This is a genomic window from Geobacillus sp. CX412 (assembly GCF_027942335.1).
GTDB classification, from domain to species: domain Bacteria; phylum Bacillota; class Bacilli; order Bacillales; family Anoxybacillaceae; genus Parageobacillus_B; species Parageobacillus_B toebii.
The window spans coordinates 1,055,436-1,071,996 of record NZ_CP103461.1 but is presented as its reverse complement, the minus strand read 5'-3'; the positions used below and the strand labels follow the sequence as shown (position 1 = coordinate 1,071,996).

At 43.4% G+C, this 16,561-nt stretch carries 14 protein-coding genes and 5 pseudogenes; 4 read left to right on the top strand and 15 right to left on the bottom strand.

All coding sequences use genetic code 11. The features are described from left to right. Window positions 1–114 precede the first annotated feature (114 nt). From NXM86_RS05580 to NXM86_RS05560, 5 genes are all read right to left on the bottom strand, one after another. Window positions 115–648: a spore maturation protein gene (locus tag NXM86_RS05580; protein WP_015864354.1), complete on the bottom strand. Its 534-nt coding sequence runs from the start codon at window positions 646–648 to the stop codon at window positions 115–117. Next, window positions 648–1,244 carry a nucleoside recognition domain-containing protein gene (locus NXM86_RS05575; RefSeq protein ID WP_089097878.1) on the bottom strand — a complete coding sequence of 199 codons (597 nt, stop codon included), beginning with the start codon at window positions 1,242–1,244 and terminating at the stop codon, window positions 648–650. Before NXM86_RS05575 ends, NXM86_RS05580 begins: the two co-directional genes overlap by 1 nt. Then, complete coding sequence (locus tag NXM86_RS05570) at window positions 1,237–2,382, bottom strand: D-alanyl-D-alanine carboxypeptidase family protein (RefSeq protein ID WP_015864356.1); 1,146 nt, start codon at window positions 2,380–2,382, stop codon at window positions 1,237–1,239. The genes NXM86_RS05575 and NXM86_RS05570 overlap by 8 nt, the downstream gene beginning before the upstream one ends. A 201-nt stretch (window positions 2,383–2,583) precedes the next feature. Beyond that, window positions 2,584–3,630: a superoxide dismutase gene (locus NXM86_RS05565; RefSeq protein ID WP_498958721.1), complete on the bottom strand. Its 1,047-nt coding sequence runs from the start codon at window positions 3,628–3,630 to the stop codon at window positions 2,584–2,586. A 151-nt stretch (window positions 3,631–3,781) separates the two neighbouring features. Next, a complete protein-coding gene (locus NXM86_RS05560) occupies window positions 3,782–4,864 on the bottom strand; it encodes an RNA-guided endonuclease InsQ/TnpB family protein (RefSeq protein ID WP_012748925.1) in 1,083 nt (360 codons plus the stop codon). A 136-nt stretch (window positions 4,865–5,000) separates the two neighbouring features. Between NXM86_RS05560 and NXM86_RS05555 the strand changes: the two are divergent. Then, window positions 5,001–5,267, top strand: a pseudogene (locus tag NXM86_RS05555) (DUF2935 domain-containing protein); the annotation flags it as partial. A 42-nt stretch (window positions 5,268–5,309) separates the two neighbouring features. On the opposite strand, the gene NXM86_RS05550 reads toward NXM86_RS05555, so the two are convergent. The 4 genes from NXM86_RS05550 to NXM86_RS05535 form a co-directional block, all read right to left on the bottom strand. Continuing rightward, complete coding sequence (locus NXM86_RS05550) at window positions 5,310–5,801, bottom strand: YpuI family protein (protein ID WP_015864358.1); 492 nt, start codon at window positions 5,799–5,801, stop codon at window positions 5,310–5,312. 24 nt (window positions 5,802–5,825) lie between these two features. After that, window positions 5,826–6,245, bottom strand: coding sequence for a hypothetical protein (locus NXM86_RS05545; RefSeq protein WP_081188214.1), 420 nt, complete (start codon window positions 6,243–6,245; stop codon window positions 5,826–5,828). 63 nt (window positions 6,246–6,308) lie between these two features. Continuing rightward, window positions 6,309–6,899: an SMC-Scp complex subunit ScpB gene (scpB, locus tag NXM86_RS05540; RefSeq protein ID WP_015864360.1), complete on the bottom strand. Its 591-nt coding sequence runs from the start codon at window positions 6,897–6,899 to the stop codon at window positions 6,309–6,311. Next, complete coding sequence (locus tag NXM86_RS05535) at window positions 6,886–7,656, bottom strand: segregation/condensation protein A (protein ID WP_041269704.1); 771 nt, start codon at window positions 7,654–7,656, stop codon at window positions 6,886–6,888. Before NXM86_RS05535 ends, scpB begins: the two co-directional genes overlap by 14 nt. Window positions 7,657–7,782: 126 nt before the next feature. Here NXM86_RS05535 and NXM86_RS05530 point away from each other — a divergent pair. Then, window positions 7,783–8,297 (top strand): annotated as a pseudogene (locus NXM86_RS05530) (DUF309 domain-containing protein). A gap of 15 nt (window positions 8,298–8,312) precedes the next feature. Here NXM86_RS05530 and NXM86_RS05525 read toward each other — a convergent pair. The 5 genes and pseudogenes from NXM86_RS05525 to ribD form a co-directional block, all read right to left on the bottom strand. Further along, window positions 8,313–8,660: a GNAT family N-acetyltransferase gene (locus tag NXM86_RS05525; protein WP_062752802.1), complete on the bottom strand. Its 348-nt coding sequence runs from the start codon at window positions 8,658–8,660 to the stop codon at window positions 8,313–8,315. A gap of 123 nt (window positions 8,661–8,783) precedes the next feature. Beyond that, window positions 8,784–9,248, bottom strand: coding sequence for a 6,7-dimethyl-8-ribityllumazine synthase (gene ribH, locus NXM86_RS05520; protein ID WP_015864364.1), 465 nt, complete (start codon window positions 9,246–9,248; stop codon window positions 8,784–8,786). A gap of 73 nt (window positions 9,249–9,321) precedes the next feature. Then, window positions 9,322–10,515, bottom strand: coding sequence for a bifunctional 3,4-dihydroxy-2-butanone-4-phosphate synthase/GTP cyclohydrolase II (locus tag NXM86_RS05515; RefSeq protein ID WP_081188212.1), 1,194 nt, complete (start codon window positions 10,513–10,515; stop codon window positions 9,322–9,324). Between the two features lie 21 nt (window positions 10,516–10,536). Then, the gene (gene ribE / locus NXM86_RS05510) at window positions 10,537–11,184 is read right to left on the bottom strand and encodes a riboflavin synthase (RefSeq protein WP_015864366.1); all 648 of its coding nucleotides are present in this window, start codon (window positions 11,182–11,184) and stop codon (window positions 10,537–10,539) included. Between the two features lie 15 nt (window positions 11,185–11,199). Next, window positions 11,200–12,261: pseudogene (gene ribD / locus NXM86_RS05505) on the bottom strand (bifunctional diaminohydroxyphosphoribosylaminopyrimidine deaminase/5-amino-6-(5-phosphoribosylamino)uracil reductase RibD). Window positions 12,262–13,527: 1,266 nt separating this feature from the next. Between ribD and NXM86_RS05500 the strand changes: the two are divergent. Together NXM86_RS05500 and NXM86_RS05495 are read left to right on the top strand one after the other, a co-directional pair. Then, window positions 13,528–13,710, top strand: coding sequence for a hypothetical protein (locus tag NXM86_RS05500; RefSeq protein WP_498958717.1), 183 nt, complete (start codon window positions 13,528–13,530; stop codon window positions 13,708–13,710). Between the two features lie 617 nt (window positions 13,711–14,327). Continuing rightward, window positions 14,328–15,014: pseudogene (locus NXM86_RS05495) on the top strand (DUF1002 domain-containing protein); the annotation flags it as partial. Window positions 15,015–15,056: 42 nt separating this feature from the next. Here the strand turns inward: NXM86_RS05495 and lysA are convergent. Beyond that, window positions 15,057–16,375, bottom strand: a pseudogene (gene lysA / locus NXM86_RS05490) (diaminopimelate decarboxylase). Between the last annotated feature and the right edge of the window lie 186 nt (window positions 16,376–16,561).

Genomic DNA, 16,561 nt, shown 5'->3' with positions numbered 1-16,561 from the left:
CCAAAAGATACAAGCATGCTCTCTCACTATTTTTATCATACTCGCCCTTTTTCGACAAATACAAAAGTTATATCGATAGAAAACGACAAAAAAAGCCGCCTAATCATAGGCGAGCTATCTTCCAAAGACAAACAGCACAATAAAAAAGGAAACGATAAAGCTGAGAATATCTGCTAAAATCCCTACTTTGAGCGCATCTCCCATCTTTTTAATGCCAACGGCGCCAAAATAAACGGTTAAAACATACAACGTTGTTTCCGTGCTTCCTTGTATGGTGGATGCAAGCCTGCCAATAAACGAATCGGGACCATATGTAGCAATTAAATCGGTTGTCATCCCAAGCGCAGCGGTGCCGGAAATGGTGCGAATCATCGCCAGCGGCACCACTTCAGCCGGAAGACCGATCGCATCAGCAAGCGGTTTAATCCCGTTCATCATATAATCAAGCGCGCCAGACGCGCGGAAAATGGCAATCGAAACAAGCATGCCGACTAAATACGGAATAAGCGAAAAGGCAATCTGTATCCCTTCTTTTCCGCCTTCGACAAACGCTTCATAAGTTGGCACTTTTTTTACGGTTCCGTATAAAAGAATAAACGCAATGGTTACTGGAATAAGCCAAGTAGAAAGGAGTTGGATGAACGCCATTACCGCTTCCCGCCTTTCCGCATGCGTTTCCAATAATAATAACGGTCGATGAAAACCGCGCCAACCGTCGAAATGGTTGAAGCGACGAGCGTAGTCCCAATAATTTCTCCAGGCGATGCCGAATCATATGTCATGCGAATCGAAATGACCGTCGCTGGAATAAGGGTGATGCTTGATGTGTTAATTGCTAAAAACGTTACCATCGAACGACTTGCTTCGTCTTTATGGCCATTGAGCTTTTTCAATTCTTCCATCGCCTTAATCCCCATTGGAGTGGCGGCGTTGCCAAGCCCGAACATATTGGCAATCATGTTGGAGACGATATAGCCAAGCGCTGGATGGTTTGCTGGCACTTCCGGAAACAAACGGCGGACAAGCGGTTTGAAAAAAGCAGCAAGCCTCTCAAGAAGACCGGCTTCCTCGGCAATTTTCATTAATCCAAGCCAAAACACTAATATGCTGATCATGCCGATGCTGATTGTGACCGCTTCTTTCGCGCTTTTAAAAATCGCTTCATTCACTTCATTCATCGTACCGTTTATCATCGCAAAAACAATTCCAATAATGGCCATCGCTACCCAAATAAGATTAACCATCGCTTCCCACACCTAAAAAATGAAATGCGTTCCAAATGGAATGGTTCGTTTCCTTGCTTACGCTCTTTTTATACAAAAGCGGAACTTCATCCACCGCTTGATCCCCTAAATACAGCACCGCTTTCCCAACGACGGTCGGAATGCCCCTTTCGTCTTTCTTCCAATCTTTTTTCGGACGAAGAAGATAAATTTTTACGTGCAGTTCTTTGATTTCTTCTTCCGTCACAGGATATCGCAAATCACGGCTTGCTTGTATGTTTTTTCTGTAAAAGGAATCACGAATTTTTTTCACCATTCGTTTTCGGTTTACTTTTGCAATCATATAATGGCCAAAGCCATATTCATACATGGCAATATGGTCATTCCAATCATCCGGTGCATCCAATGTTACCGAAATTAAATCCATTCCGCCTTTGGAAGCGGTAGTCACAAGCGTTCGCTTTGCCCGTTTTGTATAGCCGGTTTTTCCTCCGGTGCAATACTCATACAAACTAGTGAGCAGCTTATTTTTATTCCTCCATACCCGATCCCAATCTTCTCCGGGAGAAGCAGGAGCCCGGTATACTTCTGTTCCGGAGATTTTGCGAAACTCCTTATTTTTCATCGCATACTGCATAAGAAGCGCCATGTCATAGGCAGTGGAATAGTGATTTTCCGAATCGTCTAATCCGTGTGGATTGGCAAAATGGGTATTGCGCATGCCGATTTCCGCTGCTTTTTGGTTCATTAAAAAAACAAAGCCTTCCACGCTGCCACCCACATGTTCGGCAATCGCCACCGCCGCGTCATTTCCGGAACGCAGCATCGTCCCATAGACAAGATCGCGAAGCTTTATTTTTTCTCCTTCCTTTAAATAAATCGACGACCCTTCTGTATGAACAGCGCGGGCGCTTACCGTTACCGTGTCATCCATTTTGCCTGATTCGATCGCTAAAATCACCGTCATAATTTTGGTAATGCTTGCAATGCGCCGCTTCGTATGCGCGTCTTTTTCAAATAATATGCGTCCGGAATTCTGCTCCATCAAAATGGCGCTTTGCGCACTGACTCCGTTCATTGCCTTTGCCCGATCCGGAATACATGAAAAAAGCATCATCACCGCTGCGATGAACAGTGCAATTTGTTTCCGTATCTTCATGTAATCCCCATCCCTTTTGCTGTTTTGTACAAGTGTATGCGCCAAAAAATATAGATATGATTGTAAAATGTACAAGTTCATCAGCACAAACGTCATTTGCAAGTATACAAATCCGCCTTGTTAACGAACGAAAAACATGATAGCTTTCGCTTGTAGATGACGCTAACGCAAGAAAGACGAAGGATGCCCCTTCGCCTTTCATTAAAACGGTTTCCAGCGCAATTTTCTTGCCTGCTCAAACCGTTCTTCCACATCGCGCCAATGAACAACATTCCACCAGTTGTTAATATATGCTGCACGGTCATTTTTATATTGTAAATAATAGGCATGCTCCCAAACGTCTAACACAAGAAGCGGAATCGTATCCCATTGCGTCATGAATTGATGCTTTTCCGTCTGTAAAATTTCTAAGCGGTGCGACCGCGGTGACCAAACGAGCAGCGCCCAGCCGACTCCTTCGACGCTTTTTGCCGCCTCAGTGAAATGGCGCTTAAACCTTTCAAAGCTTCCAAAATCTCGTTTTATTTGTTCTAGCAACTCACCGCGCGGTTGGCCGCCGCCTTTTGGATGCATATTATTCCAAAAAATCGTGTGCAAATAATGTCCAGAACCGTGGAACGCCGCTTCCCGCTCCCAATGCTTCAACAGTTCATAGTCATTTGTTTCGCGCGCTTTTTTCATCATTTTTTCCGCTTTATTTAAGCCGTCCACATAGCTTTGATGGTGCTTTGTATGATGCAGCCGCATAATTTCTCTGGAAATATGCGGCTCAAGCGCATCGTAGCTGTATGGAAGCGGCGGAAGGACGTGTCTTCCTGCTGCCACATATGTTTGTTGTCTTTCTTCTGCCTCGCTTTCTTCTTCCTGTTCGCTGGCCGTTTGTTGTCTTTCTTCTGTGCCGCTTTCCTCCTGTCTGACGACCGTTTGCTGTCTTTCTTCTATCCCGTTTTCCTCCTGTTCGATGGACGTTTGTTGTCTTTCTTCTATTTCTCTTTCCTCCTGTCTGATGGCCGACTGTTCATTTTGCTGAAACACCAGCGCTTTTTCATATACTTCGTCCACCATGCGCTGAAGTTCATAAATGGCGTCCTCTGTCCATGCGTCGCCATGATGTTCGATGTAGGAAAGCAATGAATCAACGCGGCAATCGCCGCCGTCCTCCCCCCGCTGAAGCAAAATTTGCTCGACTTGTTTTCCCCATTCTTTTACTTCCGCCACATATTGTTGAATTCGTTCTTGTTCATTCATCTTGAAAAACCTCCCTTAATTTTTATCACCATATCGTATGCCCACTACCTAAAACTCGTTCTTGTCCGCATTCACCCATTTTCCTACATATAAATCGAGATGAGGAACAAGTCAACTACCCAACGGCTAAAGCCGTGGGCTTGCAACTAGCCTAATTGGCTGCCGCGTTCGGCTGGTTGACAGCAGCCCTGCGGATGTTTTCCGCAGCCACGTTGTCGGCAGGGGCAGCGTACCCACAAGCTCGACAACAAAACTGATCCCTTGACGGTCTGTTTTCTTTGGCCACATGTCCGCAAACCGGACAGGTGCGGGAAGTATTTTTTGGATGAACCAATACCACCGGCACGCCAGCGATCGCCGCTTTATACTCAATAAACTTTCTCAACTGATAAAAAGACCAAGAAGAGTGTTGACGACGCTGTTGCTTTTTAACCGTTTTCTCGGTGCGTTGGCGGATGCCCTTTAAATCTTCAAGGGCAATGCCGCATCCGAGTGCCTTTGCCTTTTCAACAATCTTCTTGCTAATGCAGTGGTTCACATCACGGGCAAATAGTTTTTCCTTCTTGGAACGCTTTTTAAGCAGGCGTTTCGCTGACTTGGTGCCTTTCTTTTGGAGTTTGGCGCGAAGTTTCGCATGGCGGCGGCGCAGCCCGTTGACCTTCGAGCCGGAAAATACCTCACCGGTGCTATCGACGGCGATATTCATGATGCCAAGGTCCACACCGATAAATCCGTTTTCGGAATTGGGCTGGCCTTCGGGAACGTCCACCACGAGCAGTAAATAAAAAATACCGTTTTGAAGGACTAAATCGGCTTGACCCCGAACACGGTTGCCGCACAGCAAACCTTGATGGTAGCGGCTAATGACCATAGGGATTTCCATTCTTCCTTGCAAGGTAAGGATGGAAGCATACTCTAACCCTTTAAAGGACAGGATTCTTTCATCATACACGATGGCACCGGTTTCTTTAAAGTTATGCAAGGTTTTTTTATCCAAACGATAGCTTTCCGACACTTTGCCGATGGCACGAACGGTCATTTGGGCAGAGAGGCCAAATTTTTCCCTGACGTCATAGTAGCAAAGCCGCTGGATTTTCGTTTTGGAAAAGGTTCTGGAGCGAAAAGCAATCTCGCTAATATAGTTGCATGCTTGGTTAAACCGTTTCATTGTTTCCAGCAGCGCATGAAACTGTTCAAGAGTTGGCATTAATTTAATCTTGAGAGTGCAGAGCATTCTTGATTCACCTACCTTTCTAAATCCAGTGTACTTATATTGAACGAAAAATTCAATATATATTGAAAATATAACCCCCGCCTTCCTCCACAGCTAAAGCAGTGGGCTTCCAGCGGATGTTCTCGTGAAAAACACATTGGAACAATATTTACGAACAAACGTATACGATTTCCCTGCTTTACATCGCTTTCACCGGGGCATTCAATTAGAAATGGTTATTTTTCAATGTTTTTTGCGCGAATTGGAAGAAATGGAGCTAAATAAAGAAGTGCTTGGCGTCCTGACGCCGCTTATGGCGAACCATATGGCACGAGAAGAATGTTATTATTTGCAAAAACTAGCTGAAACGACGTATGAAGTAAAACCGCCTGCCTGCGACCCGACAAAACCAAGGACAGAATGATGAACATCAAAAAAGCTGCCCCAGATGTGGGACAGCTTGCGTTCAATTGGATTGTATCATTTTCGTCCGATAATCCGTTTCATAAAATTCCAGCTCTTCACGAATTGTCTGAAACTCGCTTTCAAGCGATAACAACAAAGCTTTCAACGAAGGCGGAGGGGTTTGACGAAACTTAATCGAGTTGCGTCCCGTATAAGCGGAACGGCTATCTTCATACCACGCATCGCTTTTTGGCGTAAAATATTCGGCAATACATAGATGATAGACACGATACAACGTTTTTTCCGCCGCCGCTTTACGAAATGGTTCATCATTTAATATGATACGGCACGCCTCAAGCCCCTCCTCGCAATATACAACGAGGCGGCGTAAATTCGAAAGCAATAATTCATAATAGGCTTTGTCGCCTCCTTCTTGTTCCGCCAATAGTTTGGTCAATGTTGTTTCATTTAAATAATTGGAAATCGTCTGAACGGTTTTTTGCAAAAAGGCTTCTACTTGTTTCGTTTGATTCAAAGCCATTGAGTTCCCCATATTCACAAGACCCCCATATCGGTTTTAAGATGGCTGGCGAATAAAAAGAAGCGGTGATGTTAAATGATATTCGCCATTTGTCTGCAATGATGCAAATATGTCTGGAAGCTTCGTAAATTCCATATGCGCAAAATAGCGGCGAAATTCTTCTTCCTCATTAATATATACTCGCTTACGGTGCCGGAAAGCCGGATTTTGCAATAAACATACGAAAGCAACGATATCGCGGAAATAGACGTCACGCCCTAAAACAGTAAAAATCGGATTTTGTTCATACGGCGTAAACGATGAAATAGATTCCTCAAAATAGCGCAAATATAGAACGTGAAGCGTTTTTTCAACCCCATCTTCGCGAAACGTTACTTCCGAGCGGCTGAAATAATCTTCAAACGTATTCGGCTTCGATTTTTCCAGCTCATATCCTTGCAAGCGGCAAATCCACATACAACAAGCCCCCTTATCATGCCAAAAAAACGAAAATATAAAGTTATTCCTATCTTATCATACTCATGTTGATTCGTTAAAATTTTCTTCAAATTTTTCGAAAAACAAATCAGCTTCTTTCTCCACCTCATCATCTCCCTGTAATTCCGGAAGCGGAGGCAGTTCCTCCAACGTTTTCAAACCGAAGTAGTCAAGAAACTCCTTCGTCGTGCCATATAAAATCGGGCGCCCCGTTCCTTCCGCACGCCCGACTTCCTTTATAAGCGCTTTGGCAATTAGCGTTTGTATCGGTTTATCGCTTTTCACCCCTCGAATTTCTTCAATTTCCGCTCTTGTAATCGGTTGGCGGTAAGCGATAATCGCCAATGTTTCTAACGCCGCTTGCGACAACGAAGTCGAACTTGGCGATTCAACAAGCTTTTTTAAATATGGGGCATGTTCTTTTTTTGTCGCCAGTTGAAATACTCCTGCTAATTCAATAAGCTGAATGCCGCGCTTTTGCTGTTCATACTCCTCTTTCAGCATATGAATGATCGCCTGTGCTTGTTCTTCTTCAATTTCTAAGACGGCGGCAATTTGCTGAAGCGACAATCCCTCATCACCTGCAGCAAATAGCAGTCCTTCGACAATCGCTTTATATTCATTCATCTCCATGTTGTTCCATCCTTTCGTTGCTAGAGATGAAAATATCGGCAAAATTTCGCTCTTGCTCAATAATAATCGCATTTTTTTTCATTAATTCTAAAATCGCTAAAAATGTCACCACAATGTGTCCACGGTCATAATATGGAAATAAATCATAAAAATTTTTTCTCGTTTTTGTACGCCTCAGCTCCTCCAAAATTTCCTCCATCCTCTTTTCGATCGAAATGTCTTGACGGGTAACTTTCGTGTGAAGCGGTTTTTGCAATTTTTTGCGGCGCAATAGTTTTGACAGCGCGCCAAGCATATCGTAAACATTTACATCGAGCGGCCGCTTCATCATTTCTTTTTCGTCTGCATACATACTTAAATCGCTCGGCGGCTTTGTAAATAAAAGCGCTCGCTCTTCTTCCTTCTTTTTCAATGCTTGCGCCGCTTCTTTAAATTTTTTGTATTCTAACAACCGCTGCATTAATTCTTCACGCGGATCGCTTTCAGGCAGCTCCACGCCTTCATCCAATATTTCTTCTTCATGTTTTGGCAGCAACATTTTGCTTTTGATCGCCAAAAGCGTTGCCGCCATCACCAAATATTCACTTGCGATATCCAGCTGCAATTCTTGCATCGCATGAATATATGCCATATATTGCTCGGTAATTTGCGCAACAGGAATATCATAAATATCGATTTCGTAACGATTAATTAAATGCAACAAAAGGTCGAGTGGACCTTCAAACGCATCAATTTTCACATTATATTGCACGTTCATCCCACCATTTTCATTACGCTATCGTTAAGTATAGACGATCATCTAACATTGTCCAAGCAAATTTTTCACGTCTAATATGATACAATTGATACAATACGGATACAACAATAGAAAGGTTGTGAAACGATGTATCCTGACGCTTATATCCGCTATTTAATTCATTTTCATACAGACCGTGATTATTTTGAATGTCATGAAATATTAGAAGAACATTGGAAAAAAGACGGTTACAAAAAAGTATGGGTCGTGCTTATTCAAATTGCCGTAGCGCTGTACCATCATCGCCGCGGCAACGGTCAGGGGGCGCTGCGTATGATGCGAAAAGCGCTATCACTTTTACAAAAGAACAAAAAGCGGTTCGCGAGTTAGGGTTAGATGAACAGCGGCTTGCCAAACAGCTGGAACATTATATCGAACGTATAGCACAAAACGAGGCTTATAAAAGCATCGAGCTGCCTGTTTGCGATGAAACATTGCGGAAAATGTGTCAAGCGATATGCGATGAGCGCGGGCTTTCTTGGGGAAAAGCAAGCGATATGAGTGATGTATTTTTAATTCACAAACATAAATTGCGCGATCGCTCAGATGTGATCGCGGCACGAGAGGAAAAGAAAAAGAGTAAAGAGCTGCCAAACCAATAAACGGCAGCTCTTTCGTTAAAACTCACATTTATCCAAAAAAGACGCGGTAAATTCATTTGCCTGCAGTCGATGATTAGGATACATATCCTTTAACGCCTTTACCATTTGTTTTCCAATACCTTGATGACGGTGCGAAGGATTTACACTAATATGTTGAATTTCGACAACGTCTTCGTCTCGCAACAGCACTCCGATAATGCCAATAATATCATCGTTCTCTTTCCATAAAAACAGTTGCCAATCATCGTTTGTTTCGTACTGTTTGATCGTTTGCTGCAGTTTTTTTAAGTCTTTTTCTGTCGGCATGAACGACAGAAGACCCATGGCAATTTTTTCATAGTTTTTTCGATAACGAATCAGCATAAAAACTCCCTCATTACCGACAAAGACTTTTCCAAAATAGAAAAGTGCTTCCGTCATTTTCTCATTACGTATTATAAACGTTCTTAGTTATATTGTGAACTCTTTCATGCATTTTTACTCCAATTAAGCAAACGTGCGAAGAAGATTTGCCATCTCAATGGCGCTTACCGCAGCTTCCCATCCTTTATTTCCCGCCTTCGTTCCGGCGCGTTCAATCGCTTGCTCAATCGTATCTGTCGTTAATACTCCAAATATAACCGGTGTTCCCGTTGATAAAGCTGCGTGGGAAACCCCTTTTGCTACTTCATTGCATACGTAATCGTAATGGCTTGTCGCCCCGCGAATGACCGCGCCAAGCGCAATGACGGCATCATATTGCCTCGATTCGGCTAATTTTTTCGCTATAAGCGGAATTTCAAACGCTCCTGGCACCCATGCTACTGTCACATCGTTTTCATTGACCCCGTGCCGTTTGAGGCCATCCATGGCGCCAGATAATAACTTGCTCGTAATAAATTCATTAAAACGGGAAATGACAATGGCAATTTTTAATCCTGTACCGACTAAATTTCCTTCCATTACTTTCATCGCAAATCCTCCTATCTTTTCCGCCCACCGTATTCATCATAATACAAAAAAGCAAAAATGGCGAACATGTTTTTTAAAAATGCAACATATGTCCTAATTTTTCATACTTCGTCCGCAAGTATTTTTCATTTTCCTTGTTCGCCGGCATTTGCAGTGGAACACGCTCGACGACTTCAAGGCCGTGTCCTTTTAATCCAGTGATTTTCCGCGGATTATTTGTCAATAGTCGCATTTTCGTCACGCCGAGATCTTTTAAAATTTGCGCGCCAATCCCATAGTCACGCAAATCGGCAGGGAATCCAAGCCTTTCATTTGCTTCCACCGTATCATAGCCTTGCTCTTGCAGCTTATACGCGCGCAATTTGTTGATTAACCCGATGCCGCGGCCTTCTTGACGCATATATAATAAAACGCCGCGGCCTTCTTCTTCAATTTGGCGGAGCGCCGCATGAAGCTGCGGTCCGCAATCACAACGGCAGGAGCCAAACACATCGCCTGTTAAGCATTCGGAATGAACCCGAACAAGGATTGGTTCATCTGGAATGATTTCGCCTTTGACTAAAGCAACATGCTCTTTTCCATCAACAATATTTGTATAGCCAATTGCTTTAAACTTGCCAAACTCTGTTGGAAGCATCACTTCTACTTCGCGTTTCACTAATTTTTCTTTTCGGCTCCGATACTCGATTAAATCTTTAATCGTGATCATTTTCAAATCAAATTCATCAGCGATTTTTCTTAAATCCGAAACACGCGCCATCGTGCCATCCTCTTTAATGATTTCGCAAATCACACCGGCCGGCTTTGCGCCACATAATCGCGCTAAATCGACCGCCGCTTCCGTATGGCCGGCGCGCCGCAATACGCCTCCTTTTTTCGCCACAAGTGGAAAAACGTGCCCAGGACGTTTAAAATCGCTCGCTTTCGCATTGGGATCTAACAGCGCTTGAATCGTCATCGAACGTTCATAAGCGCTAATGCCTGTTGTCGTTGATTTATAATCAATGCTAACCGTAAAAGCAGTGCCATGAGAATCCGTATTATGATTGACCATTGGGGCTAAATCAAGCTTATCGGCTAATTCTTCCGTAATCGGAACGCAAACAAGGCCGCGGCCGTATTTAATCATAAAATTAATCACTTCTGGGGTCGCTTTTTCCGCCAATGCGACAAAATCTCCTTCGTTTTCACGATCCTCGTCATCACATACAATAATGACTTTCCCTTGCATCAATTCATAAATCGCTTCTTCAATCGTGTCAAACATCGTCAGCTCCTCCTTTATTGCTTACTTAAAACCGTGCCGTTCTAAAAATTCAAGCGTAATCGCCGACTTCGGTTCTTCTTTTTTTCCTTCCATGAACTGGGCAACATATTTTCCGATGACATCACATTCGATATTGACAATATCTCCTGGCTGTTTATCGCCTAAAATCGTTTCCGTGCGCGTATGCGGAATGAGTGAAATCGTAAACGTGTCATCGGTGAGTCCGAAGATCGTTAAACTCGTTCCATCGACAGCGACAGACCCTTTTAAAATCATATATTTCCGCAATTCCTGCGGGATTTTAATTTCATAATACACCGCATTCGCCGATGGCCATTTACGAATGATTTCACCGATGCCGTCGACATGTCCGGAAACGAAGTGACCGCCAAAACGGCCGTTTGCTGCCATCGCCCGTTCTAAATTCACTTTCGAACCTTTTGTTAACGTGCGCAGCGATGTGGCTCTTACCGTTTCCGGCATCACATCAACGGTAAACGATCGGTCCGTAAACGACGTTACGGTCAAACAAACTCCGTTGACCGCGATGCTGTCCCCAAGATGAACGTCTTCTAAAACTTTTTTTGCTCCAATCGTCATCACAATCGCTTCGCCTGACTGTCTCATTTGCTCGATCGTACCGACTTCCTCAATAATTCCTGTAAACATCGTGTACTCACCCTTTTATTTTGGTATTGCGACGATTTTTATATCTGGCCCGATCGTCTCTACTCGCCGAATTTCTAGCTGCATAACGTCAGCCATGCCGGCAAAACCAATTCCCCCTATTGGCGTTGGCGCTTGTTTTCCGCCAATGATCTTCGGAGCAAAGTATGCGACGATTTCATTAACTGCCTTGGCGCGCACGAAACTATCATGCACGTGTGATCCGCCTTCAACAAAAAGGGAAGTAATTCGTTTCTCACCAAGTACGCGCAGCAATTCATCTATATCAATATGCGGCTTTTTCATGGAAATAATTTGTACATTTTCTTTCTCATACCGCTTCCTTTTTTCAACGCTGATTTCACTGCCGACAACAATCCACGTTTCCGCTTGGCCATCATTGAGAATGTTTGCATCAAGCGGCGTGCGCAAATGCGTATCTAAAACGATGCGTATCGGATTTTTTCCACCTTCGGGAAGCCTTACGGTTAAACTTGGATTATCCGCAATAACGGTGTTTACCCCAACAAGAATCGCATCATGCACCGCCCGATAGCGATGCACATCTTCCCGGGCCGCTTCGGATGTAATCCATTTGCTTTCTCCGGTTGTCGTTGCAATTTTTCCATCAAGACTGCTTGCATATTTTAGCGTCACAAACGGCGTTTTGCGCAATGTAGTGGAAAAACACGCGGTTTAACTCATCCGCTTCCTCTTTCAGCACCCCAAGCTTCACGTCAATTCCCGCACTCTTAGTTTTTCGATGCCTTTACCGGCTACGAGCGGGTTCGGATCTGTCGTCGCAATGACAACGCATTGAACACCTGTTTCCACTAATAAATCGGCGCAAGGGGGCGTTTTCCCATAATGACTGCACGGCTCCAGCGTTACATAAACGGTAGATCCTTTCGCTTTTTCTCCCGCCATACGGATGGCATGTACCTCCGCGTGCGGCTCCCCTGCTTTCAAATGGGCGCCAAATCCGACAATTTCTCCATCTTTCACCACAACAGCGCCGACAACCGGATTAGGAGACGTTTGTCCAATTCCTGCTTTGGCGATTTCGATTGCTAGGCGCATATACTGTTCATCGTTTCGCATGGCGCTGCCTCCTTTTTTGGCATAAAGAAAACCCTAGGTCCAAAGTCCTAGGGCAGGATTATGCAGAATCACAATGATTACATTTTTGCGTACTAAAAAACGGCATTATATAAGCGGGGAAGCAAGTTTTTCAGTTGTGTGAAAGAATATGTCTGTTTTTAGCCACAATTCATACAAAGACACGTTATCCAAAAAATAACTTAGACAGCTTTCTTTGTTGAAATATGGAAAAAATAACTCACATATTGCGAAAACGCCATTTATTCGCTACTCCACATAGCTATCCCCGCTAAATATCGCGTTCTATATTTTGGAAAGCGGAGTTGCGACAAACGAAACCGCTCCTTATCTAATATAGTACGGCCATGTGCATCTTGTGATCCTTCTCCCATCCAGACTATACTGTCGGCTCCGGAATTGCACCGGATCGTGCCTATACGGCTCCGGTAGATTGACCACTCATCACGCGGTGCTATTTCACCTGCCCGAGACGACATGGAAGTTGATCATTCATCACGCACTCGGAAATTTCCTTCCCGAGGATGAAAATAAATGTGAATTATCACACAAAAGCGTTTTCATTATTAGATTGCAAAAAACGATGCATTAAACGATGTTTAATATATCGCACTAAAAAGAAAAATATAATCCCCATACAACTTGTCCTATAAAAGAAAAAATACCTTTTACCCGCTTTCTTGAGGCAGGCGTTCGAGATGTTGTTTAATTTGAAAATTTCTTAATAAATTAAGCTTTATTCATGTGAATCAAGAAGCTTTGACTTCTTCAGAATCAATCAACTTATTGAACATTCCATCCCGTGTACTTTAAACCATAAACGGTGTACCAGCACTATTTAGCGAGTGCGTTTCGCTCAGAACCTTAAAAAGCAACTCCTGTATCAGGCTGCTGACCATACGATCGCACCGGACACATGCTTATGCGTCTGTGACAGATTACCGTTCGTAAGCCCATCCCGTTCGTGCATAGGCACTCTTTGGATAAAAAAACCTGGAATTAAGAACCGGTGCGCAACCGTTAGTAAACAATCTAATCTTTGAAAGTTGAGTAATCGGCCTCACCTTGGAAATAGAAACTGAAATTCTTTTCCCATTTCCTTAAACATCGTTTTTGCTGTAGACAGCAACCGTTTTCAGGATCAGCCGATTTAGTCCATTCAACGTATTTTCTAATTACAGTGTGGTACGTTCCCGAATGGCAGACAATCTAAACGAAGGTGGGACCTTGGCATCAGAATTAGGTCTGCTTGCATCGCGTGATTATTTTCCGCCTCGCAAGGCAACGGGCGCGCGCGATGGAAACTTGGCCGAAAATCTAAAAGAAAACACAAAGCACAATAAAGCTGCTGAAAAAGGTCAGAAGGACTCACAATGCACCGGATTAACGTTGCATAGCGGAAGAAATTAAATCGAGGCTTACTCCGAAGCGCAAACTGGAACGAGAAATTCTCAAGGGATCGACGTGCGAAAAAGGTTAAAAGACAACGAACTCAAACTCTTCTGGTTTTTTACAGAAGAATGACAAAAGCCTATTACGTAGTAAAGCGGAAACTTTAGTCCTGCTCCGTTTGGTTATCCGAAAAATCTCCCGTTACCGGTTATGCGGACATGGCCTAGACAACAGCTTCGAAGGGTAAAAATTGGTCGAGTAAATGGTACACCGCCGACAACGTGGGATGCTATCGGAAGAAAACGCGGGCCTCTTGCAAATTAAGAAGAAATCGCAATAATCGCCAAACGTGCAGCACGGCTTGCCTATTGGAAAAAATCGACTATAACATCTGGTTTACTAAGGAAAGAATATAACATTATTTCGTTTTGAAAAGGTATATAGAAAGGTATATCATTGGAACAAGAATGTAATGGATCCGGCAAGTACTTATCACATTTCCTCATGCAAGAGAAAATTTGTCGAAAGCATTAGTGACATTTTAAAAGAAATTTAACGCATTAATCACGTCATCAGAGCCGCAAAAAATAAATGAAGCGCCCAAAGTATCTTTGCGTTTTTCTGCGAAAACATAATATCTCGATGGTCTTATTCCAAAAGCGCAAATCGGAACGAGAGCAATCTCCTCATCGATGATTACGATCGGTGCGAAAGGCTCTGGGTTGGACGTAGAAACTCATAATATCACATGGGTAACAGAAGAAATGTACACAAACGCCCTGATTACAGCGGGAGTGAAAGATGCGAAAATTTATGTCACTGCTCCGTTTGCAGTGTCCGGTACGGCTGCGTTAACCGGATTAATGAAGGCATACGAAGTCTCTTCCGATCAAGTCATTCCTGAGGATGTAAAAAAAGTGGCTACGGAGGAAATGGTCAAAACCGCAAAACTTGGGGAATCTATCGGAACGGATAAAGCGGTTGCCCTTCTTGCGAAAATTAAAGAAGAAATCGCAAATAATCCGCCGCAAACGGATGCCGATTTGCGCGCGCTTATTGAAAAAATCGCAAAAGACCTCGGAATTACGTTAACGGAAGATGAAATAAACAGTTTAATTTCGTTATTCAATAAAATGAAAAACGCTAATATCGATTGGAATCAAGTCAATGATCAATTAAGCAAAGCGAAAGATAAATTATCCACGTTCCTTCAATCAGAAGAAGGAAAAACATTTATTCAAAACATTATCGACATTTTAAAAGAAATTTGGAACGCCATTAAATCAGCGTTTACTTCTTCCGAGCCGCAAAACAATCAATAAGGAAGCGCCCAAACGTTTTTTGGGCGCTTTTTATTTGCAAACTTACTTATTCACTTTTGTTTTAAGCGGTACATCAAGCCGCACTAAATCTTCATACGTTTCCCGTTTAACAACGAGTTGTGCTTCTCCATTTTCCACAAACACGACAGCTGGACGTGGAATGCGGTTATAGTTGTTCGCCATCGAATAGCCATACGCCCCAGTGCAAAAAACGGCTAAATAATCGCCAGGGGATGCTTTTGGCAGCGGCAAATCCCAAATAAGCATATCTCCTGATTCACAACACTTCCCGGCGATGGCGACAATCTCATTTTTTTCGTCCAACACTCGATTCGCTAACACCGCTTCATACTTCGCATCATATAGCGCCGGGCGGATATTGTCGCTCATCCCTCCGTCTACCGCAACGTAATGACGGACATTCGGCACATCTTTGCGCGAACCGATCGAATAAATCGTCGTTCCCGCATCGCCGACAAGGGAGCGTCCCGGCTCAATCCAGATTTCTGGCATTGGAATATTTTTTTCGCTTGCTTGTTTTTTTACTTCCTCTACAATTTGGTCAACGTATTCCGAGACAGGAATCGGGTCGTCATCACTCGTATAGCGAATGCCAAATCCACCGCCAAGATTGACAACCGTTGGAATAAATCCGTACGTTTCCTTCCACTGACCAATTTTTTGGAAAATTTTTTGTGCCGCCAACACAAATCCTGTCGTTTCGAAAATTTGCGAACCGATATGGCAGTGAATTCCCATTACGGAAAAATGCGGGGAAGATAGCGCTTTTTGCAGCGCTTCATCTGCTTGGCCATTGTTCAAATCAAACCCAAATTTTGAATCTTCCTGACCGGTTAAAATATAATCGTGCGTATGCGCCTCCACACCAGGGGTGACTCTTAGTAAAATCGCCGTTTTTTTTCGTACTGCTTGCTTAGTTGTTCCAACAATTCCAGTTCGTAAAAGTTATCGACAACAATGCATCCGACTCCATGGTCAAGGGCCATCATTAATTCGTCGCGACTTTTATTATTTCCATGAAAATGGATGCGTTCTGGCGGAAATCCCGCTTGCAATGCTGTATACAGCTCTCCTCCTGACACTACATCCAACGATAATCCTTCTTCTTCTGCTAACTGAACCATCGCAATGGAAGAAAATGCCTTGCTTGCATAGGCAACTTGTGCTTTGATGCCATGTTTTTGAAACGCTTCTTTAAACCCCCGCGCACGCTCACGAATGAGTGCCACATCATAAATATACAATGGTGTTCCATATTCTTTCGCTAAATCAACGGTATCGACACCGCCAATTTCTAAATGCCCCTTGTCATTGACACGGCTTGTTCCATGAAAAAACATACGAACCCCTCATTCCCGCAAAATAAAAATTATCAAACCGCATTAATTTATGCATGCAGAAAGCAAAAAAAGACAGTTAGCATGAGGTATAACTGTCTTTTGAAGAAAAAAGATTACGTATAAAGTATCATAATTATAAAAAGTTGCAACTTCTAAGCGTGTTGATGAGCCAATAATAATCGGTCC

Coding starts and splice junctions, on each gene's coding strand:
- NXM86_RS05565 (WP_498958721.1), bottom strand. CDS start 3,630: ATGAATGAACAAGAACGAATTCAACAATATGTGGCGGAAGTAAAAGAA.
- NXM86_RS05575 (WP_089097878.1), bottom strand. CDS start 1,244: ATGGTTAATCTTATTTGGGTAGCGATGGCCATTATTGGAATTGTTTTT.
- NXM86_RS05580 (WP_015864354.1), bottom strand. CDS start 648: ATGGCGTTCATCCAACTCCTTTCTACTTGGCTTATTCCAGTAACCATT.
- ribH (WP_015864364.1), bottom strand. CDS start 9,248: ATGAAAGTAATGGAAGGAAATTTAGTCGGTACAGGATTAAAAATTGCC.
- NXM86_RS05535 (WP_041269704.1), bottom strand. CDS start 7,656: ATGAACGTGCAATATAATGTGAAAATTGATGCGTTTGAAGGTCCACTC.
- NXM86_RS05525 (WP_062752802.1), bottom strand. CDS start 8,660: ATGCTGATTCGTTATCGAAAAAACTATGAAAAAATTGCCATGGGTCTT.
- ribE (WP_015864366.1), bottom strand. CDS start 11,184: ATGTTTACAGGAATTATTGAGGAAGTCGGTACGATCGAGCAAATGAGA.
- NXM86_RS05550 (WP_015864358.1), bottom strand. CDS start 5,801: ATGGGGAACTCAATGGCTTTGAATCAAACGAAACAAGTAGAAGCCTTT.
- scpB (WP_015864360.1), bottom strand. CDS start 6,899: ATGGAGATGAATGAATATAAAGCGATTGTCGAAGGACTGCTATTTGCT.
- NXM86_RS05515 (WP_081188212.1), bottom strand. CDS start 10,515: ATGTTTGACACGATTGAAGAAGCGATTTATGAATTGATGCAAGGGAAA.
- NXM86_RS05545 (WP_081188214.1), bottom strand. CDS start 6,245: ATGTGGATTTGCCGCTTGCAAGGATATGAGCTGGAAAAATCGAAGCCG.
- NXM86_RS05560 (WP_012748925.1), bottom strand. CDS start 4,864: ATGCTCTGCACTCTCAAGATTAAATTAATGCCAACTCTTGAACAGTTT.
- NXM86_RS05570 (WP_015864356.1), bottom strand. CDS start 2,382: ATGAAGATACGGAAACAAATTGCACTGTTCATCGCAGCGGTGATGATG.